Here is a 14186-nt window from a genome sequence, read left to right as displayed (position 1 = left end):
TGGTCAAGATATTATGAATGGTAGGCTTATTTTTTGTGTCCACAGCACCAGTTTCTTAAAAATGAATTGCTAAAAAGAAACGGGTATAGTAAGATAAATTTGCATTCTAAGAAAAGATAAGGAGGATTGTAACAACTTCATAATTCAAGCGCCCGGACTGCTCATATACGGACGGCAGATGAGAGCAGTTGACGAGGAGGAGGTTCATCGAATAATCGGCGGATGCCTCCCGGTTGCCTGTCACAACCGAAAAGTCCAGTTACAAACCACAGAGGCGACTTTGTGACCAACGGACTGGATGATGACGACCCATAGATAAAACAACGACAAATAAAAAGAGAAGAGCGGGGCGTGGTATGCCCCGTGCATTCCATGGCCCCGCTTTGAGGAGGTCATGACAGTATGTGTGGAATAGTAGGATATATTGGAGACGATCAAGCAAAGGATATATTGATTAAAGGATTGCAAAAGCTTGAGTATCGCGGCTATGACTCAGCCGGTATCGCGCTCGTTAACGATAATGGCGTAGAATTGCATAAAGAAAAAGGACGAATTGCATCGCTCGAAGAAGCCATTGGTAATAAAGGGACTGGTACAACAGGTATTGGGCATACACGTTGGGCGACACATGGTGCGCCGAGTAAGGAGAATGCCCATCCTCATCAAAGCATTAGCAAACGTTTTACTCTTGTGCATAATGGTGTGATAGAGAATTACCAGCAGTTGAAACGCGACTATTTACAAGATGTTAATCTTGCGAGCGAAACAGATACGGAAATTATCGTTCAACTCGTGGAATCTTTCGCTGAAAAAGGAGAAAACATCGACGAGGCATTTCGTCATACTCTTGGCTTGTTACACGGGTCTTATGCTATTGCCCTTATCGATAACGAAGATGATGAAACCATTTATGTCGGCAAAAACAAAAGCCCTTTGCTTATTGGAACAGGGGACGGTGTGAACGTTGTCGCGTCAGATGCAATGGCGATGCTCCATATTACGAAAGAATTCGTTGAGATTATGGACCAAGAAGTAGTCATCGTTAAAAAGGATAACGTACAAATCAGAAAACTAGACGGTACCGAAGTAACTCGTGATTCCTTTACGACAGACATTGATGAAAGTGATACCGAAAAAGGTACGTACAATCACTTTATGCTGAAAGAAATCGATGAGCAGCCCTTTGTTATCCGTAATATTGTGCAGAAATATCAGAACGATGATGGTGACATTAAGTTAGACGACGATATTCGCTCAGCCATAAATGACGCGGACCGCCTTTATATCATTGCGGCTGGAACAAGTTATCATGCTGGTCTTGTCGGCAAAGAGCTGATGGAAAAAGCGGCAGGCAAACCAACCGAAGTCCATATTGCGAGTGAATTTTTATATAATCAGCCTTTGCTATCGAATAACCCGCTCTTTATCTTTATCTCACAAAGCGGCGAAACAGCTGATTGCCGCGGCGTATTAGTGAACGTGAAAGAAAAAGGTTATAAGTCGTTAACCATTACAAATGTTCCGGGATCCACACTTACCCGTGAATCTGATTTCACGTTGCACACCTATGCTGGACCGGAAATAGCGGTGGCTTCGACGAAAGCCTATACCGCGCAAATGGCAGTGTTTTCCATCCTAGCAATGGACGGGGCACGAGCTCAAGGAATCGACACGGATTTTGATGCTATTCGTGAACTCGGCTTAATTGCCAATGCGATGGAAACGTTATGCGACCAAAAAGACATTATGGAACAGATTGCACATGACTTTATGTTTGAAACCCGTAATTGCTTTTTCATTGGCCGTGCTCGAGATTACCATGTTGTCCAAGAAGGAGCATTGAAGCTTAAAGAAATTTCTTATATTCAAGCAGAAGGGTTTGCAGGCGGAGAATTGAAGCACGGAACCATTGCCTTGATTGAAGACGGGACTCCCGTTGTCGCCGTTACAACACAAGAGCATGTGAACCTTAATATTCGTGGGAATATCCAGGAAGTTGTCGCCCGTGGTGCAAAAGCATGCATTATCAGTACAGAGGCAACAAAGGAAGAAGGCGATCAAATTGTTCTTCCTAACATCAACGAACTCCTAACACCACTTCTATCTGTGGTGCCATTACAGCTCATCGCGTATTACGCAGCATTGCACAGAGGATGCGACGTCGATAAACCAAGAAATCTCGCAAAAAGTGTAACTGTAGAATAGTGTGAAGAATAGTAGTCTGCAATTGTGTGAATTTAAAATAAAGTCACGATGTTTATAAAAAAATTGAGAAGTTTTACCCCCTTTGGATGCAATTTGTCTAAAGGGGGTTCTTATGATAAAAGTAATATAAGGCTATACCGCAAACGGGCCAGATAACGGAATAAAAAAGGATTATTTGTAGATAAATTGAAGGTAGTAAGGTGATGTTATTTTGTGCAGTAATCGAAACGACTACTTAAGGTAGATGGTACAGGAGGGAATAGCAACTATGGAAATAAGCCTTGCTATATCACATTTTACTCCAACCTTTAATGTGAAGGAAAACCTACAAAAGATGCTAGGGCTTTTGGCAAAAGCGGATAAGAATGAAATTGTGGTTATGCCTGAAGGATGTTTATCTGGATATTCGCATGACTTAGATTTTTTAAGTTCCTCAACTGCTTATGAAATAAATGAAGCTTTAATAAAACTTGAGGAAGTCGTTAGTGAGAGGAATATTCATTTAATCTTTGGCTCTTGCATAATGGAGAATAATTATTGGTACAATGCTGGTATTTATATATCTCCAAAAGGTGTTGATTTTACTTACAAAAAAGTTAATCTAGCTACTCACGAACGAGATGTTCTAAAAGAAGGAAATGAATTAACTTGTTTTGAAATGAATATTGACCGTACAAATGTTAAAGCTTCTATTCAGTTATGTCGGGAGATAAGGTTTCCCGAGCAATGGAAGTATCTGTCGTTAAACGGTTCGCAAATGCTTTTTTATCTCACCAACGTTCTCGACTCTAACAATCTTTCAGTGTGGAACGCTCATTTAATGAGTCGGGCTGCAGAAAATCAAAGCTATGTTATTTCTTCAAATATTGCTCATTCGGATCAAGGGTGTTCAACGATGGTAATCTCACCAAAGGGAGATATCGTCCATCGTTTAGAAGATAGCATTGAAACAATAAGGAAAGTCCAAATTGATTTATCAAAAAACTCGAATTGGTATTTAAGCCAAAGCAGAACGGACATCGTAGATATAGTGAATACGCAACATACATAATTTCCAAACGATGGTTTGCTTTCAACAAACGGGCGCGATTGCGGAAGATCATAGGATGAAGATGATTAAACTTTTTTATAAAAGATGTATACTAATTTATTAGAGAAGAACCCATTTTGATCAATCTTTTTTTTAATGGATTCTTTTTATTTGCCCCAGAATGAGTTTTTGCGGAATATTTTTGATTAAACTTTATTCCAAAGCTACAAATTGTGTTGAAAAATTAGCTAAAGTCCTAGGTTGGTAATAATATGAATAGCTCGTAACAGTTCGTCTAGTATGATGTTTACCACTGTAACTTTGATAATACTGTTCTGACACGAATAACAGAACCTCCGTTTTTATGAGCTTCTTCTAGCACGTCTTCTCTTTCTTGTCTATGACTTTCTGCATTAATAAGGTCAATTAACGCATCGATAGATAAAGCAGACCCTGCAATGTGTAGTGCTCTAGCTACAGGGTGAGGGATATATTTTCCAAGATGATAAGAAATCTGTGAAATACCAATTCCACTATACATTTCTGCAAAATCACCAAAACTTCCTCCAGTTTCTTCATTAATGTACTCGGCAAATTCTCCATCCAAAGCAAAGTCTTTTGTTTCTTCTCCTGTAGTTGTCCAAGGCACAATTAATTCCTCCTCAAATAGTTTATTTGGTTACACTTCTAATAGTGAAAAATATAATGGAAGAATCAACTGATTTATACAAAGAATAGTTTTGGACCTTTGAAATAATCCATTTATTTGATCGTTTAGCGCTATTGAGTATTGCCATCAGAAAGAGCTGCTTGTGCCATATTCCAGAAGCTCCTCGGACAGATTTGTGAACCACCACCCTCGCATAGAGTAGGAGGAGGTGATTAACCTCCGTCCTCTCACACCCCGGTTCTGTTTAATGGTTGTACTAACTATCTATTTTTAACGATGTCGTCCTAAATAAAATTAATACCCGTGACGATTAGATGTTGAAATTTTAAACCAATAATATACCATTTAGTTAAATAATTTTTATTGAAAGAGGTGTTATGATGAATGAGAAATTGCGTACCCGGTTGATGGGTGTGTATACATTTATTATGGCTACTAGTGCATTGTCATTCGCTTTTTTTGGAAGTTTGTCTTTTTCATTTGATAATATCTATGAGTGGTTAATTGTGGCAGCGCTAGTTGCGCTATCTCTGTTAGGGTTATTACGATTAATCACAGGGCGGCCGTCCCCTTTGAAAAAGAAATAGTTAATTACCTGGATGTTAATTAGATGAAAAAAATATCCTTAATGTCGTATTGAAATAATCCCCGAATAATGGACATTTAAAATAGTATCCCTATTCGGGCTTTTTTGTGTGTCATTATTTCGAGTTAAATAGGGAATCGGTTGCTGTACAGGTTCCCTCATATTATTGCTGTTCATCATTTTCAGTTTTATCCTAAACGTATGGATGATAAGAAAAAAGAAATCTACAAAACAATCAATAAGTAATTAATTTAACGATAACTCAACACCTTCGTATATCGAGGTAGATAAATTTGTTATAAACTCGTTTTTTGATAGTAAAGCCACATCTTTATCATGGTCTAAAAATAGATTTTCGAGTAAAATAGCTGACATTTTGGTATTTTTTAATACGAAATAATTGTTTTCTTTCATCCCTCGGTCGGGAAGTTCATAAGACTGTAAGAAGCTCATAATGGATCTATGAACTATTTCCTGCTTTTCTTTTGTTTCAGTATTTTTATTTCCGGAATAAACATAACTTTCAAATCCATGCCCGCCTCCGGCGTTATGATGTAAAGAAACAAAATAATCCGCCCCCCAATCATTAGCTATTTTTACTCTTTCTTCTAAAGACAAATAATTATCATTGTTTCTCGTCATTTTCACTGAGTGTTTCTTATCTACTTTAAAATGTTCACTTACTTTTCTTGCAATCAATAAAGTCAATTCTTTTTCCTTAGTATCTTGATAAACAGCTCCAGGGTCAGAACCACCGTGCCCAGGATCTAACACGATATATGCCATTATATGTCCTCCTTAAATATTTAAGATGTTTATTGTTTCATGCATTGCTTTTTAAGTTTATAAATTCCCAAAAACCAGGGACATCCGAAAAATCCATAGTTTCTTTTTTCTCAATAATTTTCAAAGCTAGTTCTTGTTCTAAATCGTCCCTGTCTTGAGGTGTAGTGTTGTTTAACGACTTTTTAATTTTAGGTTTAACCGTTTCTAAAACCCTATTAACATCCTCTTCTTCAAGCGTTTTATCATCTCTTTTTATATTATCGCTCATTATTATGGTCCTCCTCTTGGATAACATATTTTTTATAAATAGTTTTTAAAGCCGACAAATGCTGTTTAGATATGTTTTGAGGTGTTTCTTGGAATAACGAAGCGATTTCTTTATTGCTGAAATTTAGTACATAGAAGAGAGATAAAATTTCTTTTTGTTTATTTGGCAGACCAGAGATTATTTCCCACATTTTTTGACTACTAATGTGATCTTCTATATTCGTTGGCAATACTTCTTCCAAATAATCAAAACTGTCAAAAACTAGGGTGTCTAAAAGAGTACCATTATTTTCTGTTTCTTCATTTGTCATAGGTTGATCTACGATTAATTGGTTTTTCTGATAGTGATGTTTCCTTTTTTTATCAAAATCAACAGCAAAAATATGAATTAATGATGTAATGTACTTCATTAGTCTAGATTTTTTGAAAAATTCTTTAAAACATTTGTCTAATTGTTCTTTACTTTCGTCATTAGGATTTTCGAGATAGTTTTCTAAAAGAACTACGTTTTCCCGGTAGCTGTGAAATTTTTGTAAAATCGGTTCATTGAAAGCATTCTGATGGTTTGCTATAAAATCGTTGAGCCTTTTAGTGTAACCACACAAAATATCCCTCCTTTATTCCCTTTACTACAAAAAGTGAAAAAACTATATAAAATATCAACCAAAAAAGAACATATGTTCTTATTAAATGTATCATTTTTTTACATCGGTTACAATTTGTTGTTAAAAGCATTATTGTTTTCACTTTTTTAAAAAAAGGAGGGAGTTACTATGGATATAATTGAGATTTCAAAAGCTATAAGTGAGGTTGGGTTTCCTGCAGTTATAGCACTATTACTGTTATTTAGATTAGAAAAGAAATTAAACGATCTATCTTTAACCATAGAAAAATTAAACCAAAATGTTGAAAAACAATCTAATGATGAAAGGTAGAACGGTAAATAAGAACACGGATTGCTGCTGAGTACTGTTTTTTCTAAAGTATAAACATTGCTTATCTTGCTGTAGAGCTTTTGAAAATGGCAGTGGGAATATGAAACAACTTTATTATTTCTGGTTTTTGATCTACCGTGTTTAAATTGCGATGTTTCAACGACTTTATTATTCCTAAACAGATGATTCAATTCATCTTTTTTTATTATTTACTGGGTATGGTTGATATTTTCTTCGTTCTATCCACTTTCTACAATAAGAGGTCGCTAAGCGATCCAATGATAGAATAGAAAGGAAGATGATGTATGGCAAGAACAAAAGAAGTAGACTTTAGTTATCCCGCTTTTGGTTACACATTCTCAGGTGAACGAGGGTATGCAGATGGCATTGATACGGGAATCGGTGTTGGACTTGATGGTCCTTATATCAATCTTTATAGCGGAGGAAGTATTTCTAATATCTATCATATAAGAGATGACCTTAACTTTAACGCTTCTCAAACTAGACAGTTGTCACGCCTGGATTCTCTTTTAAATGATTATTTTATGGTGGGCGCTGATTCTCCATCGTTAGACTGGGACGAGGCGAGTCTAGTTAATAAGAGTAACGGATTAGATATTGACGTCACTGGTTCTTTTACACTATTCACTCATATAAAAAGACCAGTGAATAGGACTCGAGATTATATGCAGTTCTCAATAACGCGAGGATGGACTTTGAGCATTCCGACAAGTTGGGATGATTTCGTCGCAGGTGTTAAAGCAATAGTTGTTGCTTTACTATTAGTAGCGTTGGGATATTTAATAGTGACTACTACACCTGCTGCTGTTGCAGGGGCTGCTGCAACTGGATTCATTCTGTCTGCTATTAATGGTTTAGCCTAGTAGTTTTGTCTTTTTTAAAGGAGGGCTTCCAAATGACAGATAACGCTAAACAAAAGCCTAATAGCTCAGAACCTAGCGAAGAACTCACAGGTATGGTGAAGGAATTATCCTCAATTGCTGGATTAATTCAAGAAGGAAATCATACTCAAAAGCAATCCAAACGAGAAGAATTAAAAAATGAAATTTCCGATAAACTTAAGAATCTCGGGAACCAAAAACCTCATGCTTAAAGCATGAGGTTTTTCAAACATTCGCTCTATTTTTTAAATATTATTTTGTGGTAAACTTTAAATGTTATGGTAATTACATGCAAAGGAGGTCTCGAAATAATGGAACAGCTTATAACTGACAATGGATTATATGCGGCTCTTATTTATATGCTTGTATTTACATTTCAACAAGTAACACTGTTATGGATTCATAAACGAGGCAATCATATTGAAGGTATCGAGCAATTACATTATAAATTAATACTAACGAAAGACACAAAGCGATTTCTCATTCATCTAGGTCTCGGATCAGTACTTTTATATGCTTTATTTCTTTTTTATGTTACTGATTCTCACCCCTATTATTATAATGCATACGTATATGGGACGTTTATCTTTATATCAATCTTTCTAATTAGTGGAGTCGCTGGTTTATTCACTGGATTTAGTCTCCCTCATAACGTGAATTCTATATTAGATCTTAAGCTAAGAATCGATTTTTATGTTTTGGGAGTGGGAATAGTTCTTCTTCTTTTATATTTTATTATTGGCGGGACTTTCCTGCTCACCGCATCCGTTCTTGGAATAATGATCGGTATCACTAATTATATAAAGCACAAGGATCATGCAAAAACAATGAATAATTCATCGAGTAAAGAGGATAAAGATACATAGGTGAAACGAAATAACTTTATTATCCATATAGAGATATTTTGAAGTATTGTTTATATAGTAAACAATATAGTACATAATTGAATTAACGGAAGAGAAATAAGTAAGAAACTAAAACCAATATAGTTCATTCGTACAATGCCTGTTTAGTACAGGCGTTTTTTGTAGCTGTGAAGATAGGGAAGAAAAGCATCCCAAAGAGGCAGCATCTTCCTTGCTACTTGGGAAACGTCTCGAATAAGTAAGTCAGGTTCCGGAAAGGTTGTGGGGCAGTTGATTTATGGTGGTGAATAGCATTCGATAGTGACCTGCATGGTCTTGCCTTCTTGAAGAAGGGGTAGAATGTGACCACGACCAATTGCAGCAAAAGTGCGGTTTTATGTGTTATTATTAGGGGCAGATTGGTATTTATTAACTTTTTGTTGAAAGGAGAAATATGCTAACTGATAAGCCGTTTATTTTTCGCGTGGTATTGATTGTCCCGTTTATCCTTCTTTTTTTTATTCTAGGTTATGTTGGCCTACACCTGCTCGGCGCAATGAACTTTGAAGACTACATGATAGGTTTGGGCCTGATTGTGATGTTTATTTCTGTGTGTATTTATATTCCTTACGTGTGGCGTAAAAGTCAACGTGTTAATTTGAACAAAGAAGAGCACAAAGGAATGGTATCCAACCAGTTGATGCCATTAATCACATTTCCGTTTGCCTTCATTGCTTTTTTTCTACCTATAAGTTTTTTAGGCAACCTTATCCTGTTTATTACAATGATGGTGTTTGGAGGATATACCGTGTTGGGGTTAATTACAAATCATCAGAATCAACCTGCTCTGCAGGATCTAAAATTGGCCAATGACAACGAAGTTTTTATAGAGGAGGAGCAGTTAAAACGACTGGATAAACCGAGTCGCCTTCAGTACATCCTGCACTATACGGAAGGTGAGGAAATAAAAACGGTCCGTGTTATACCAAAAATTGTTGTGGAGCCGAAATATGACCCGTTTGTGAAAGTGACATATGATAAGAGCGGTGATGTTGAGAGCGCAAAACTCTTTATAAGTTATACCCGACTGAAACAGTTGCTGGCAGCATAACTATATAAAAGATAGGAGAATCTGCGGAAGTGACTCCGGGCCGGCAGGACAAAGGTCCATTCGATGTTGCCACTTTAACAGCTTCAATGATGAAAGTTTATGCTTGTGGTGAGTCCACTTGAAGAGTTACCGTCACACTGCTCCAATGTGGGTGTAAGTTAATATTTCTACAATCTGCCATGTAAGTCGGATTACGATGAAAGAATTGGGTGAGAAAGTCCATTTAACTGGACCAGCTACTTCAGCTAGAGTAGCGAAATTAGAAGAAAATGGGGTTATTCAGGGGTACACCATTAAAGTTAATCAAGAAAAAATGGGTTATTCTATTCACGCAATTATACAAATTTATATAAAGGATACTAATCATAAACCTTATCTATCGTTTTTAAAGAAACAAAAAGATTTTGTGATAAACAACTATATAGTTAGTGGAGAAAGTTGTTACCTTCTTGAAGGTAAATTTCCCTCTAATGAGAAACTTGAAGAATTTTTGGAAGGTTTAAGTAAATATGTGAGCTATAAATTATCAATTGTTATAAATAATAAATAGTGAACAAAATAACAATAAAGGGTGCACTTTTTCAAATTTTTAAGGGATTTTGATTACGGCTTCAGCACAGATCAGCCGGGGGTTATATTTGCAGTCGAAAACATAGTTGGATTATAATTTTCAGGTATGGGAAATTTCAAGTCTATACATAGAGTTTCATCTAGTCTTTGAAGTATTAGAACGATATAATATAAAGTAGAAAGTTATAATATAGAATAGGTGGAGTATCATGAATATTAATCATGATTTTATGGATCATTGGTTAGCTATAGACGCTATACAAAATAAAATAAAAAAAGAGTTGGAAGATGTCCTACAAGCAGAGTACAACTTATCTTTAAAAGAATTCTACGTGCTCTACTATCTTTCTAAAGCACCTGGCAAAAAGCTCAGATTACAGCAATTGCAAGAGATGATAGGTTTAAGTCAGAGTGCGCTTTCTAGGATAGTAGGTAATATGGAAGCGAGTAGCTGTGGTGCACTAGAAAAGCACGATTGTACAGATGACCGCAGGGGTACCTATACTGGCCTAACGGACTTAGGGGAGAAGAAGCTACGAGGAAGTTTAGTCGCTTTCCATGAAATACTACAATCATCTCTCTCTACGGTTAATGTTGAACGATTAATAAAGCAGTTAACAGAAGGGTTATAAAACCTGATCACAAAGTCTCCTATCTATATAAGAGTACTTTGACTTGACATAGGGAAAATACACCTTTAATTTATATGTATGCAGCATGCATGTAACAGGCGAGGACATGTCATACATGTAAATTATAGGAGGCATTGTAGCAATGGATAAGAAGTTTGAACCATTATTTGAAAAAGTAACATTACCCAATAAAGTAGAATTAAGAAATAGATTTGTCTTAGCACCACTCACCCATATATCTTCTAACGATGATGGTACAATTTCTGATGTGGAAATTAATTATGTGGAACAACGTTCTAAGGATGTAGGATTAGCTATTTCTGCAGCTAGTAATGTGACTGATTTAGGAAAAGCATTTCCTGGCCAACCTTCCGTTGCACATGATTCAGACCTTGATGGTTTAAAACGATTAGCTAAAGCTATGAAGAAAAATGGAGCAAAAGCTATTGTACAAATACATCATGGTGGGGCACAGTCACTACCATATTTAACACCAAACGGAGATGTAGCTGCTCCAAGCCCTATAACTTTACAAAGTTTTGATGAAAAAAAGGAACATCATGCTCGAGAAATGACTCACGATGAAATTGAACAAACAATTACAGCATTTGGTGAGGCAACACGTAGAGTTATCGAAGCAGGGTTTGATGGTGTGGAAATCCATGGCGCAAACCATTATTTAATACAACAATTTGTTTCACCATATTATAATCGTCGTGATGATGAGTGGGGAGAAAATAGATTAAAATTCCCAATTAAAGTTGTAGATGAGGTTGTTCATACTGTTAAAGCTTATGCAGATGAGAAATTCATCGTTGGTTATAGATTTTCACCAGAAGAAGCAGAAACTCCAGGTATAAGTATGGAAATCACGGAGGAATTGGTGAAAAATTTAATGGAAAAACCGTTAGATTATTTACATGTTTCACTAATGGATGTACACTCTAAAACTCGTGAAGGTAAGTATCAAGGGGAAGAAAGAATTAAATTACTTCATCAATGGATTGACGGTCGTATGCCATTAGTTGGTATTGGATCAATATTTACTGCTGAACAAGCACTAGAAGCTGTAGAATCAAAGAATGTTGAACTATTAGCCTTAGGTAGGGAGATTCTATTGGATCATAATTTCATTAATAAAATTCAAAATGGTAAAGAGGACGATATCATTTCAAAATTTGATCCTAATAGAGAAGAAAAACATGATTTACCACCTAATTTATGGAAACAATTTAATGATGGTTTCTATCCATTGCCAAGAACTGATGGCAAGTAATCCTTTAAAGCAAACGCGAAAAACACCAAAATATTGACAAAACCCTTTTAAGGTAGCAATGATCTATACCACAATCGGGCGCAATTATCCTGATCACAGCTATATAATGAAGGAGAGTCCATTTTGATCAAACTTTATTTCAAAGCTACACGTAATTGTTAAAGAATAATAAAGTTGTTTATATACTGCCAGCACGGAATGACTACACTTAAAGTTCCCGTGTTGGCAGTTTTTTATTGGGGAATTAAGGAAGAAATACATGGAAACAGACCTGACAGTTAAGGAAAACTTGGTTGGTCTTAAATTTAGTGCGCAGGAGGATGGATATGGTTGTTTCTACTTCCCAAACTAATATCTTAGTTATTGAAGACGAACATCCGATTATATTTCTTAGTAACTGAATTGATAAACATTTTCCAATCTTCCTGTTTGGTGTCCTTTAGTTAGAAAAATCCTTTTTATATCGAACAGCTAGATATATTCCTGAAGCGATGAATGCAAGAGAATACTTGAATAAGAAGAAAATTTCCCACATATATTCTTTTGGGAAAATTATGTCGGACAAAATTACTCCCCATAATACAATATAGGCACTTCTTAAATGTATTTGATTTGTTCTTTCGTCAGGTTTACCTATTTTTTTGTAATATGCATATATCAGAATCAATCCAACTAAAAGCAATACAAAACCAATGCCAAGAAGCATATTCCAATTACCAGGTGATGCTTCTGCCCAGGTTTTTAAAGGATAAAAGATTGTATTTGATATTTCATCAGGGGTTTTCATTTTAATCATTTCCTTTCTCATAAGTGAAAATATCGTTAACATCAACATTAAAAAAATCAGCAATTCGATAGGCCAACAGCAGAGTCGGAACATAATTTCCTTTTTCCATTACGAAGATGGTTTGTTTGGAAACCCCGACTTTCTCTGCTAATTCTTTCTGAGACATTCTGGCAAGTACACGATATTCATAAACCTTATTGGATATCGAATCACCAGACTTTTTTTTCATGACCATCACCTCTTAAAAAAATAATAAACTTTTTTTATACAAAAGTAAAGTAAACTTATATAAAAGAAATAAATACTTTTACTTTAAATCGAATTACTTTGATTTAACAAGAGCCAGAATGCAGAAAGAACCTGACGAAATTATGAACTTCGTCAGGTTCACATATCGATCTGGTTTAATTTATGGTTTTTGATGGCGCATTTTATGATATTCAGTGGGTCAATTGGGTAATAATATTCAGTCATAGGGTGCTTTTATGAAATAACACTAACAAAAAATAATTAAACTTTATTCCAAAGCAACAAATGGTTCTTATCTTAAATAAAAGGGAACAATGTAAAAGTCGCTCCCTCAAAAAGTAGTAGTTTGTGGGTTTTGGTTTTGATTAGTAATCAATCATCGAACTTCTACGAACTTCAAAAACTCTTTAATCGCCGGAGTTATCGCATTTCCTTTCTTGATACCAATATAAATATTCCTTGAAACTAAGGGTCTAAAAGACATTACTCTCGTCTGTGTGACTATTTCGGCTGTTTCTTTTGGAATAAGGGATATGCCTAGTCCTTCTGAAACAAGCCCCATAATTGAGAGAGAATTTTTTAGCTCATATTCAATGTTTGGGGAAACATTGTATTCCTTAAAAAGAGGCAGAATCACTTTTTCACAGCCGTCCAATGGTAGGATGAATGATTGTTGATCCAGCTCTTCTATGGATAGAATATCTTCTTTATTTGTTTGGAAGTTGGAAGGGAGAATTGCAACATATTCATCTTGATAAAAGAGCTGAGTGTTAAATTTTTTGTTCTCGTACGGTAGAAAGCCAAGGTCGATTGAGTTTGTACTGAGCCATTGTTGTACTTCTTCATAGCCTCCGTCATAGATGGAGAAAGTAATGCCAGGATATTGAATGCGAAATGATCCTAGAAGGGGTGCAAGAACAGTCGATGTGATACTTGGGAATGAACCAATCCGAATCGTTCCTTTTTTGATGTTTTGTACTTCATCTATGACTTGAGTGATGTGCTCCTGTTTGGAAACTATTTCATTAATATGTGGTATGAGCGCTTCCCCAATTTCGGTCAGTTCCACTTTACCGTTTCGTTTTAGAAGTTGTATGCCAAGTTCCTTTTCTAGCGCGCGAACTGAGTGGCTAACAGCAGGTTGGGATAATGCTAGTTTTTGAGCCGCTTTAGTGAAACTACCGGATTCTATAACCGCATGAAATACTGTGTAGTGATGAATGGACATATTTCCCTCCTGTTTATTTATTTTGTTTATATTAGGTATAAATTATATTCATTTTACTTATAAAAAGAGCCTGTGTAAAATAAAAGGAGAAATCAAGTTTTAAAAAT

Annotated in this window: 18 protein-coding genes; 11 read left to right on the top strand and 7 right to left on the bottom strand. The window is 35.8% G+C overall.

Features of this window, described 5'->3' with window-relative positions; all coding sequences use genetic code 11:
• Positions 1 to 402 precede the first annotated feature (402 nt).
• The gene (gene glmS / locus J2S78_RS13695; protein ID WP_306899440.1) at positions 403 to 2205 is read left to right on the top strand and encodes a glutamine--fructose-6-phosphate transaminase (isomerizing); all 1803 of its coding nucleotides are present in this window, start codon (positions 403 to 405) and stop codon (positions 2203 to 2205) included.
• Between the two features lie 268 nt (positions 2206 to 2473).
• A complete protein-coding gene (locus J2S78_RS13690) occupies positions 2474 to 3256 on the top strand; it encodes a carbon-nitrogen hydrolase family protein (RefSeq protein ID WP_306899439.1) in 783 nt (260 codons plus the stop codon).
• A gap of 286 nt (positions 3257 to 3542) precedes the next feature.
• On the opposite strand, the gene J2S78_RS13685 is transcribed toward J2S78_RS13690, so the two are convergent.
• Positions 3543 to 3884, bottom strand: a complete 342-nt coding sequence (locus J2S78_RS13685; protein WP_306899438.1) for a hypothetical protein — start codon at positions 3882 to 3884, stop codon at positions 3543 to 3545.
• A gap of 401 nt (positions 3885 to 4285) precedes the next feature.
• On the opposite strand from J2S78_RS13685, the gene J2S78_RS13680 reads away from it, so the two are divergent.
• On the top strand, positions 4286 to 4492 hold the full coding sequence (locus J2S78_RS13680; protein WP_306899436.1) for a hypothetical protein: 207 nt from the start codon (positions 4286 to 4288) through the stop codon (positions 4490 to 4492).
• A 245-nt stretch (positions 4493 to 4737) separates the two neighbouring features.
• Here the strand turns inward: J2S78_RS13680 and J2S78_RS13675 are convergent, their stop codons facing one another.
• Genes J2S78_RS13675 through J2S78_RS13665 form a run of 3 tightly spaced genes read right to left on the bottom strand, consistent with a single transcriptional unit; the run spans position 4738 to position 6149 of the window.
• A complete protein-coding gene (locus J2S78_RS13675) occupies positions 4738 to 5277 on the bottom strand; it encodes an N-acetylmuramoyl-L-alanine amidase (RefSeq protein ID WP_306899434.1) in 540 nt (179 codons plus the stop codon).
• A gap of 37 nt (positions 5278 to 5314) precedes the next feature.
• On the bottom strand, positions 5315 to 5545 hold the full coding sequence (locus tag J2S78_RS13670) for a hypothetical protein (protein ID WP_306899433.1): 231 nt from the start codon (positions 5543 to 5545) through the stop codon (positions 5315 to 5317).
• Positions 5535 to 6149, bottom strand: a complete 615-nt coding sequence (locus J2S78_RS13665; RefSeq protein WP_306899431.1) for a sigma-70 family RNA polymerase sigma factor — start codon at positions 6147 to 6149, stop codon at positions 5535 to 5537. Before J2S78_RS13665 ends, J2S78_RS13670 begins: the two co-directional genes overlap by 11 nt.
• Positions 6150 to 6317: 168 nt before the next feature.
• Here J2S78_RS13665 and J2S78_RS13660 point away from each other — a divergent pair, with 168 nt between their 5' ends.
• From J2S78_RS13660 to J2S78_RS13625, 8 genes are all read left to right on the top strand, one after another.
• Positions 6318 to 6479 carry a YvrJ family protein gene (locus tag J2S78_RS13660; protein ID WP_306899430.1) on the top strand — a complete coding sequence of 54 codons (162 nt, stop codon included), beginning with the start codon at positions 6318 to 6320 and terminating at the stop codon, positions 6477 to 6479.
• Positions 6480 to 6784: 305 nt separating this feature from the next.
• Entirely contained in the window at positions 6785 to 7363 is a 579-nt protein-coding gene (locus tag J2S78_RS13655; RefSeq protein ID WP_306899427.1) for a hypothetical protein, read from the top strand.
• A 32-nt stretch (positions 7364 to 7395) separates the two neighbouring features.
• Positions 7396 to 7593, top strand: coding sequence for a hypothetical protein (locus J2S78_RS13650; RefSeq protein ID WP_306899424.1), 198 nt, complete (start codon positions 7396 to 7398; stop codon positions 7591 to 7593).
• Between the two features lie 99 nt (positions 7594 to 7692).
• Complete coding sequence (locus tag J2S78_RS13645) at positions 7693 to 8247, top strand: hypothetical protein (protein ID WP_306899422.1); 555 nt, start codon at positions 7693 to 7695, stop codon at positions 8245 to 8247.
• A 433-nt stretch (positions 8248 to 8680) separates the two neighbouring features.
• Complete coding sequence (locus J2S78_RS13640) at positions 8681 to 9337, top strand: hypothetical protein (protein ID WP_306899420.1); 657 nt, start codon at positions 8681 to 8683, stop codon at positions 9335 to 9337.
• A gap of 196 nt (positions 9338 to 9533) precedes the next feature.
• Positions 9534 to 9887 carry an Lrp/AsnC family transcriptional regulator gene (locus tag J2S78_RS13635; RefSeq protein ID WP_306899418.1) on the top strand — a complete coding sequence of 118 codons (354 nt, stop codon included), beginning with the start codon at positions 9534 to 9536 and terminating at the stop codon, positions 9885 to 9887.
• A 229-nt stretch (positions 9888 to 10116) separates the two neighbouring features.
• Positions 10117 to 10539 (top strand): MarR family winged helix-turn-helix transcriptional regulator, encoded by a 423-nt coding sequence (locus tag J2S78_RS13630; protein ID WP_306899417.1) that lies wholly within the window; start codon positions 10117 to 10119, stop codon positions 10537 to 10539.
• 142 nt (positions 10540 to 10681) lie between these two features.
• Positions 10682 to 11815, top strand: a complete 1134-nt coding sequence (locus J2S78_RS13625) for an NADH-dependent flavin oxidoreductase (protein WP_306899415.1) — start codon at positions 10682 to 10684, stop codon at positions 11813 to 11815.
• 439 nt (positions 11816 to 12254) lie between these two features.
• Here J2S78_RS13625 and J2S78_RS13620 read toward each other — a convergent pair whose 3' ends face one another.
• The 3 genes from J2S78_RS13620 to J2S78_RS13610 all read right to left on the bottom strand — a co-directional run bounded on the left by J2S78_RS13620 (position 12255) and on the right by J2S78_RS13610 (position 14079).
• On the bottom strand, positions 12255 to 12611 hold the full coding sequence (locus tag J2S78_RS13620; RefSeq protein ID WP_370871567.1) for a DUF2178 domain-containing protein: 357 nt from the start codon (positions 12609 to 12611) through the stop codon (positions 12255 to 12257).
• Positions 12604 to 12831 (bottom strand): helix-turn-helix transcriptional regulator, encoded by a 228-nt coding sequence (locus J2S78_RS13615; RefSeq protein WP_125554882.1) that lies wholly within the window; start codon positions 12829 to 12831, stop codon positions 12604 to 12606. Before J2S78_RS13615 ends, J2S78_RS13620 begins: the two co-directional genes overlap by 8 nt.
• 396 nt (positions 12832 to 13227) lie before the next feature.
• On the bottom strand, positions 13228 to 14079 hold the full coding sequence (locus tag J2S78_RS13610) for a LysR family transcriptional regulator (protein ID WP_306899412.1): 852 nt from the start codon (positions 14077 to 14079) through the stop codon (positions 13228 to 13230).
• Positions 14080 to 14186: the final 107 nt, after the last annotated feature.

This window comes from Salibacterium salarium, assembly GCF_030813635.1.
GTDB classification, from domain to species: Bacteria; Bacillota; Bacilli; order Bacillales; family Marinococcaceae; genus Salibacterium; species Salibacterium salarium.
The sequence above is the reverse complement of the archived record's forward strand: the minus strand, read 5'-3'. Positions and strand labels throughout refer to the sequence as shown.

Excerpts from the sequence above, each read along its gene's own strand:
- J2S78_RS13615 (WP_125554882.1), bottom strand. The coding sequence starts at position 12,831 with ATGAAAAAAAAGTCTGGTGATTCGATATCCAATAAGGTTTATGAATAT.
- J2S78_RS13690 (WP_306899439.1), top strand. The coding sequence starts at position 2,474 with ATGGAAATAAGCCTTGCTATATCACATTTTACTCCAACCTTTAATGTG.
- glmS (WP_306899440.1), top strand. The coding sequence starts at position 403 with ATGTGTGGAATAGTAGGATATATTGGAGACGATCAAGCAAAGGATATA.
- J2S78_RS13630 (WP_306899417.1), top strand. The coding sequence starts at position 10,117 with ATGAATATTAATCATGATTTTATGGATCATTGGTTAGCTATAGACGCT.
- J2S78_RS13620 (WP_370871567.1), bottom strand. The coding sequence starts at position 12,611 with ATGATTAAAATGAAAACCCCTGATGAAATATCAAATACAATCTTTTAT.
- J2S78_RS13680 (WP_306899436.1), top strand. The coding sequence starts at position 4,286 with ATGAATGAGAAATTGCGTACCCGGTTGATGGGTGTGTATACATTTATT.
- J2S78_RS13610 (WP_306899412.1), bottom strand. The coding sequence starts at position 14,079 with ATGTCCATTCATCACTACACAGTATTTCATGCGGTTATAGAATCCGGT.
- J2S78_RS13655 (WP_306899427.1), top strand. The coding sequence starts at position 6,785 with ATGGCAAGAACAAAAGAAGTAGACTTTAGTTATCCCGCTTTTGGTTAC.
- J2S78_RS13650 (WP_306899424.1), top strand. The coding sequence starts at position 7,396 with ATGACAGATAACGCTAAACAAAAGCCTAATAGCTCAGAACCTAGCGAA.
- J2S78_RS13645 (WP_306899422.1), top strand. The coding sequence starts at position 7,693 with ATGGAACAGCTTATAACTGACAATGGATTATATGCGGCTCTTATTTAT.
- J2S78_RS13670 (WP_306899433.1), bottom strand. The coding sequence starts at position 5,545 with ATGAGCGATAATATAAAAAGAGATGATAAAACGCTTGAAGAAGAGGAT.
- J2S78_RS13625 (WP_306899415.1), top strand. The coding sequence starts at position 10,682 with ATGGATAAGAAGTTTGAACCATTATTTGAAAAAGTAACATTACCCAAT.
- J2S78_RS13660 (WP_306899430.1), top strand. The coding sequence starts at position 6,318 with ATGGATATAATTGAGATTTCAAAAGCTATAAGTGAGGTTGGGTTTCCT.
- J2S78_RS13640 (WP_306899420.1), top strand. The coding sequence starts at position 8,681 with ATGCTAACTGATAAGCCGTTTATTTTTCGCGTGGTATTGATTGTCCCG.
- J2S78_RS13635 (WP_306899418.1), top strand. The coding sequence starts at position 9,534 with ATGAAAGAATTGGGTGAGAAAGTCCATTTAACTGGACCAGCTACTTCA.
- J2S78_RS13675 (WP_306899434.1), bottom strand. The coding sequence starts at position 5,277 with ATGGCATATATCGTGTTAGATCCTGGGCACGGTGGTTCTGACCCTGGA.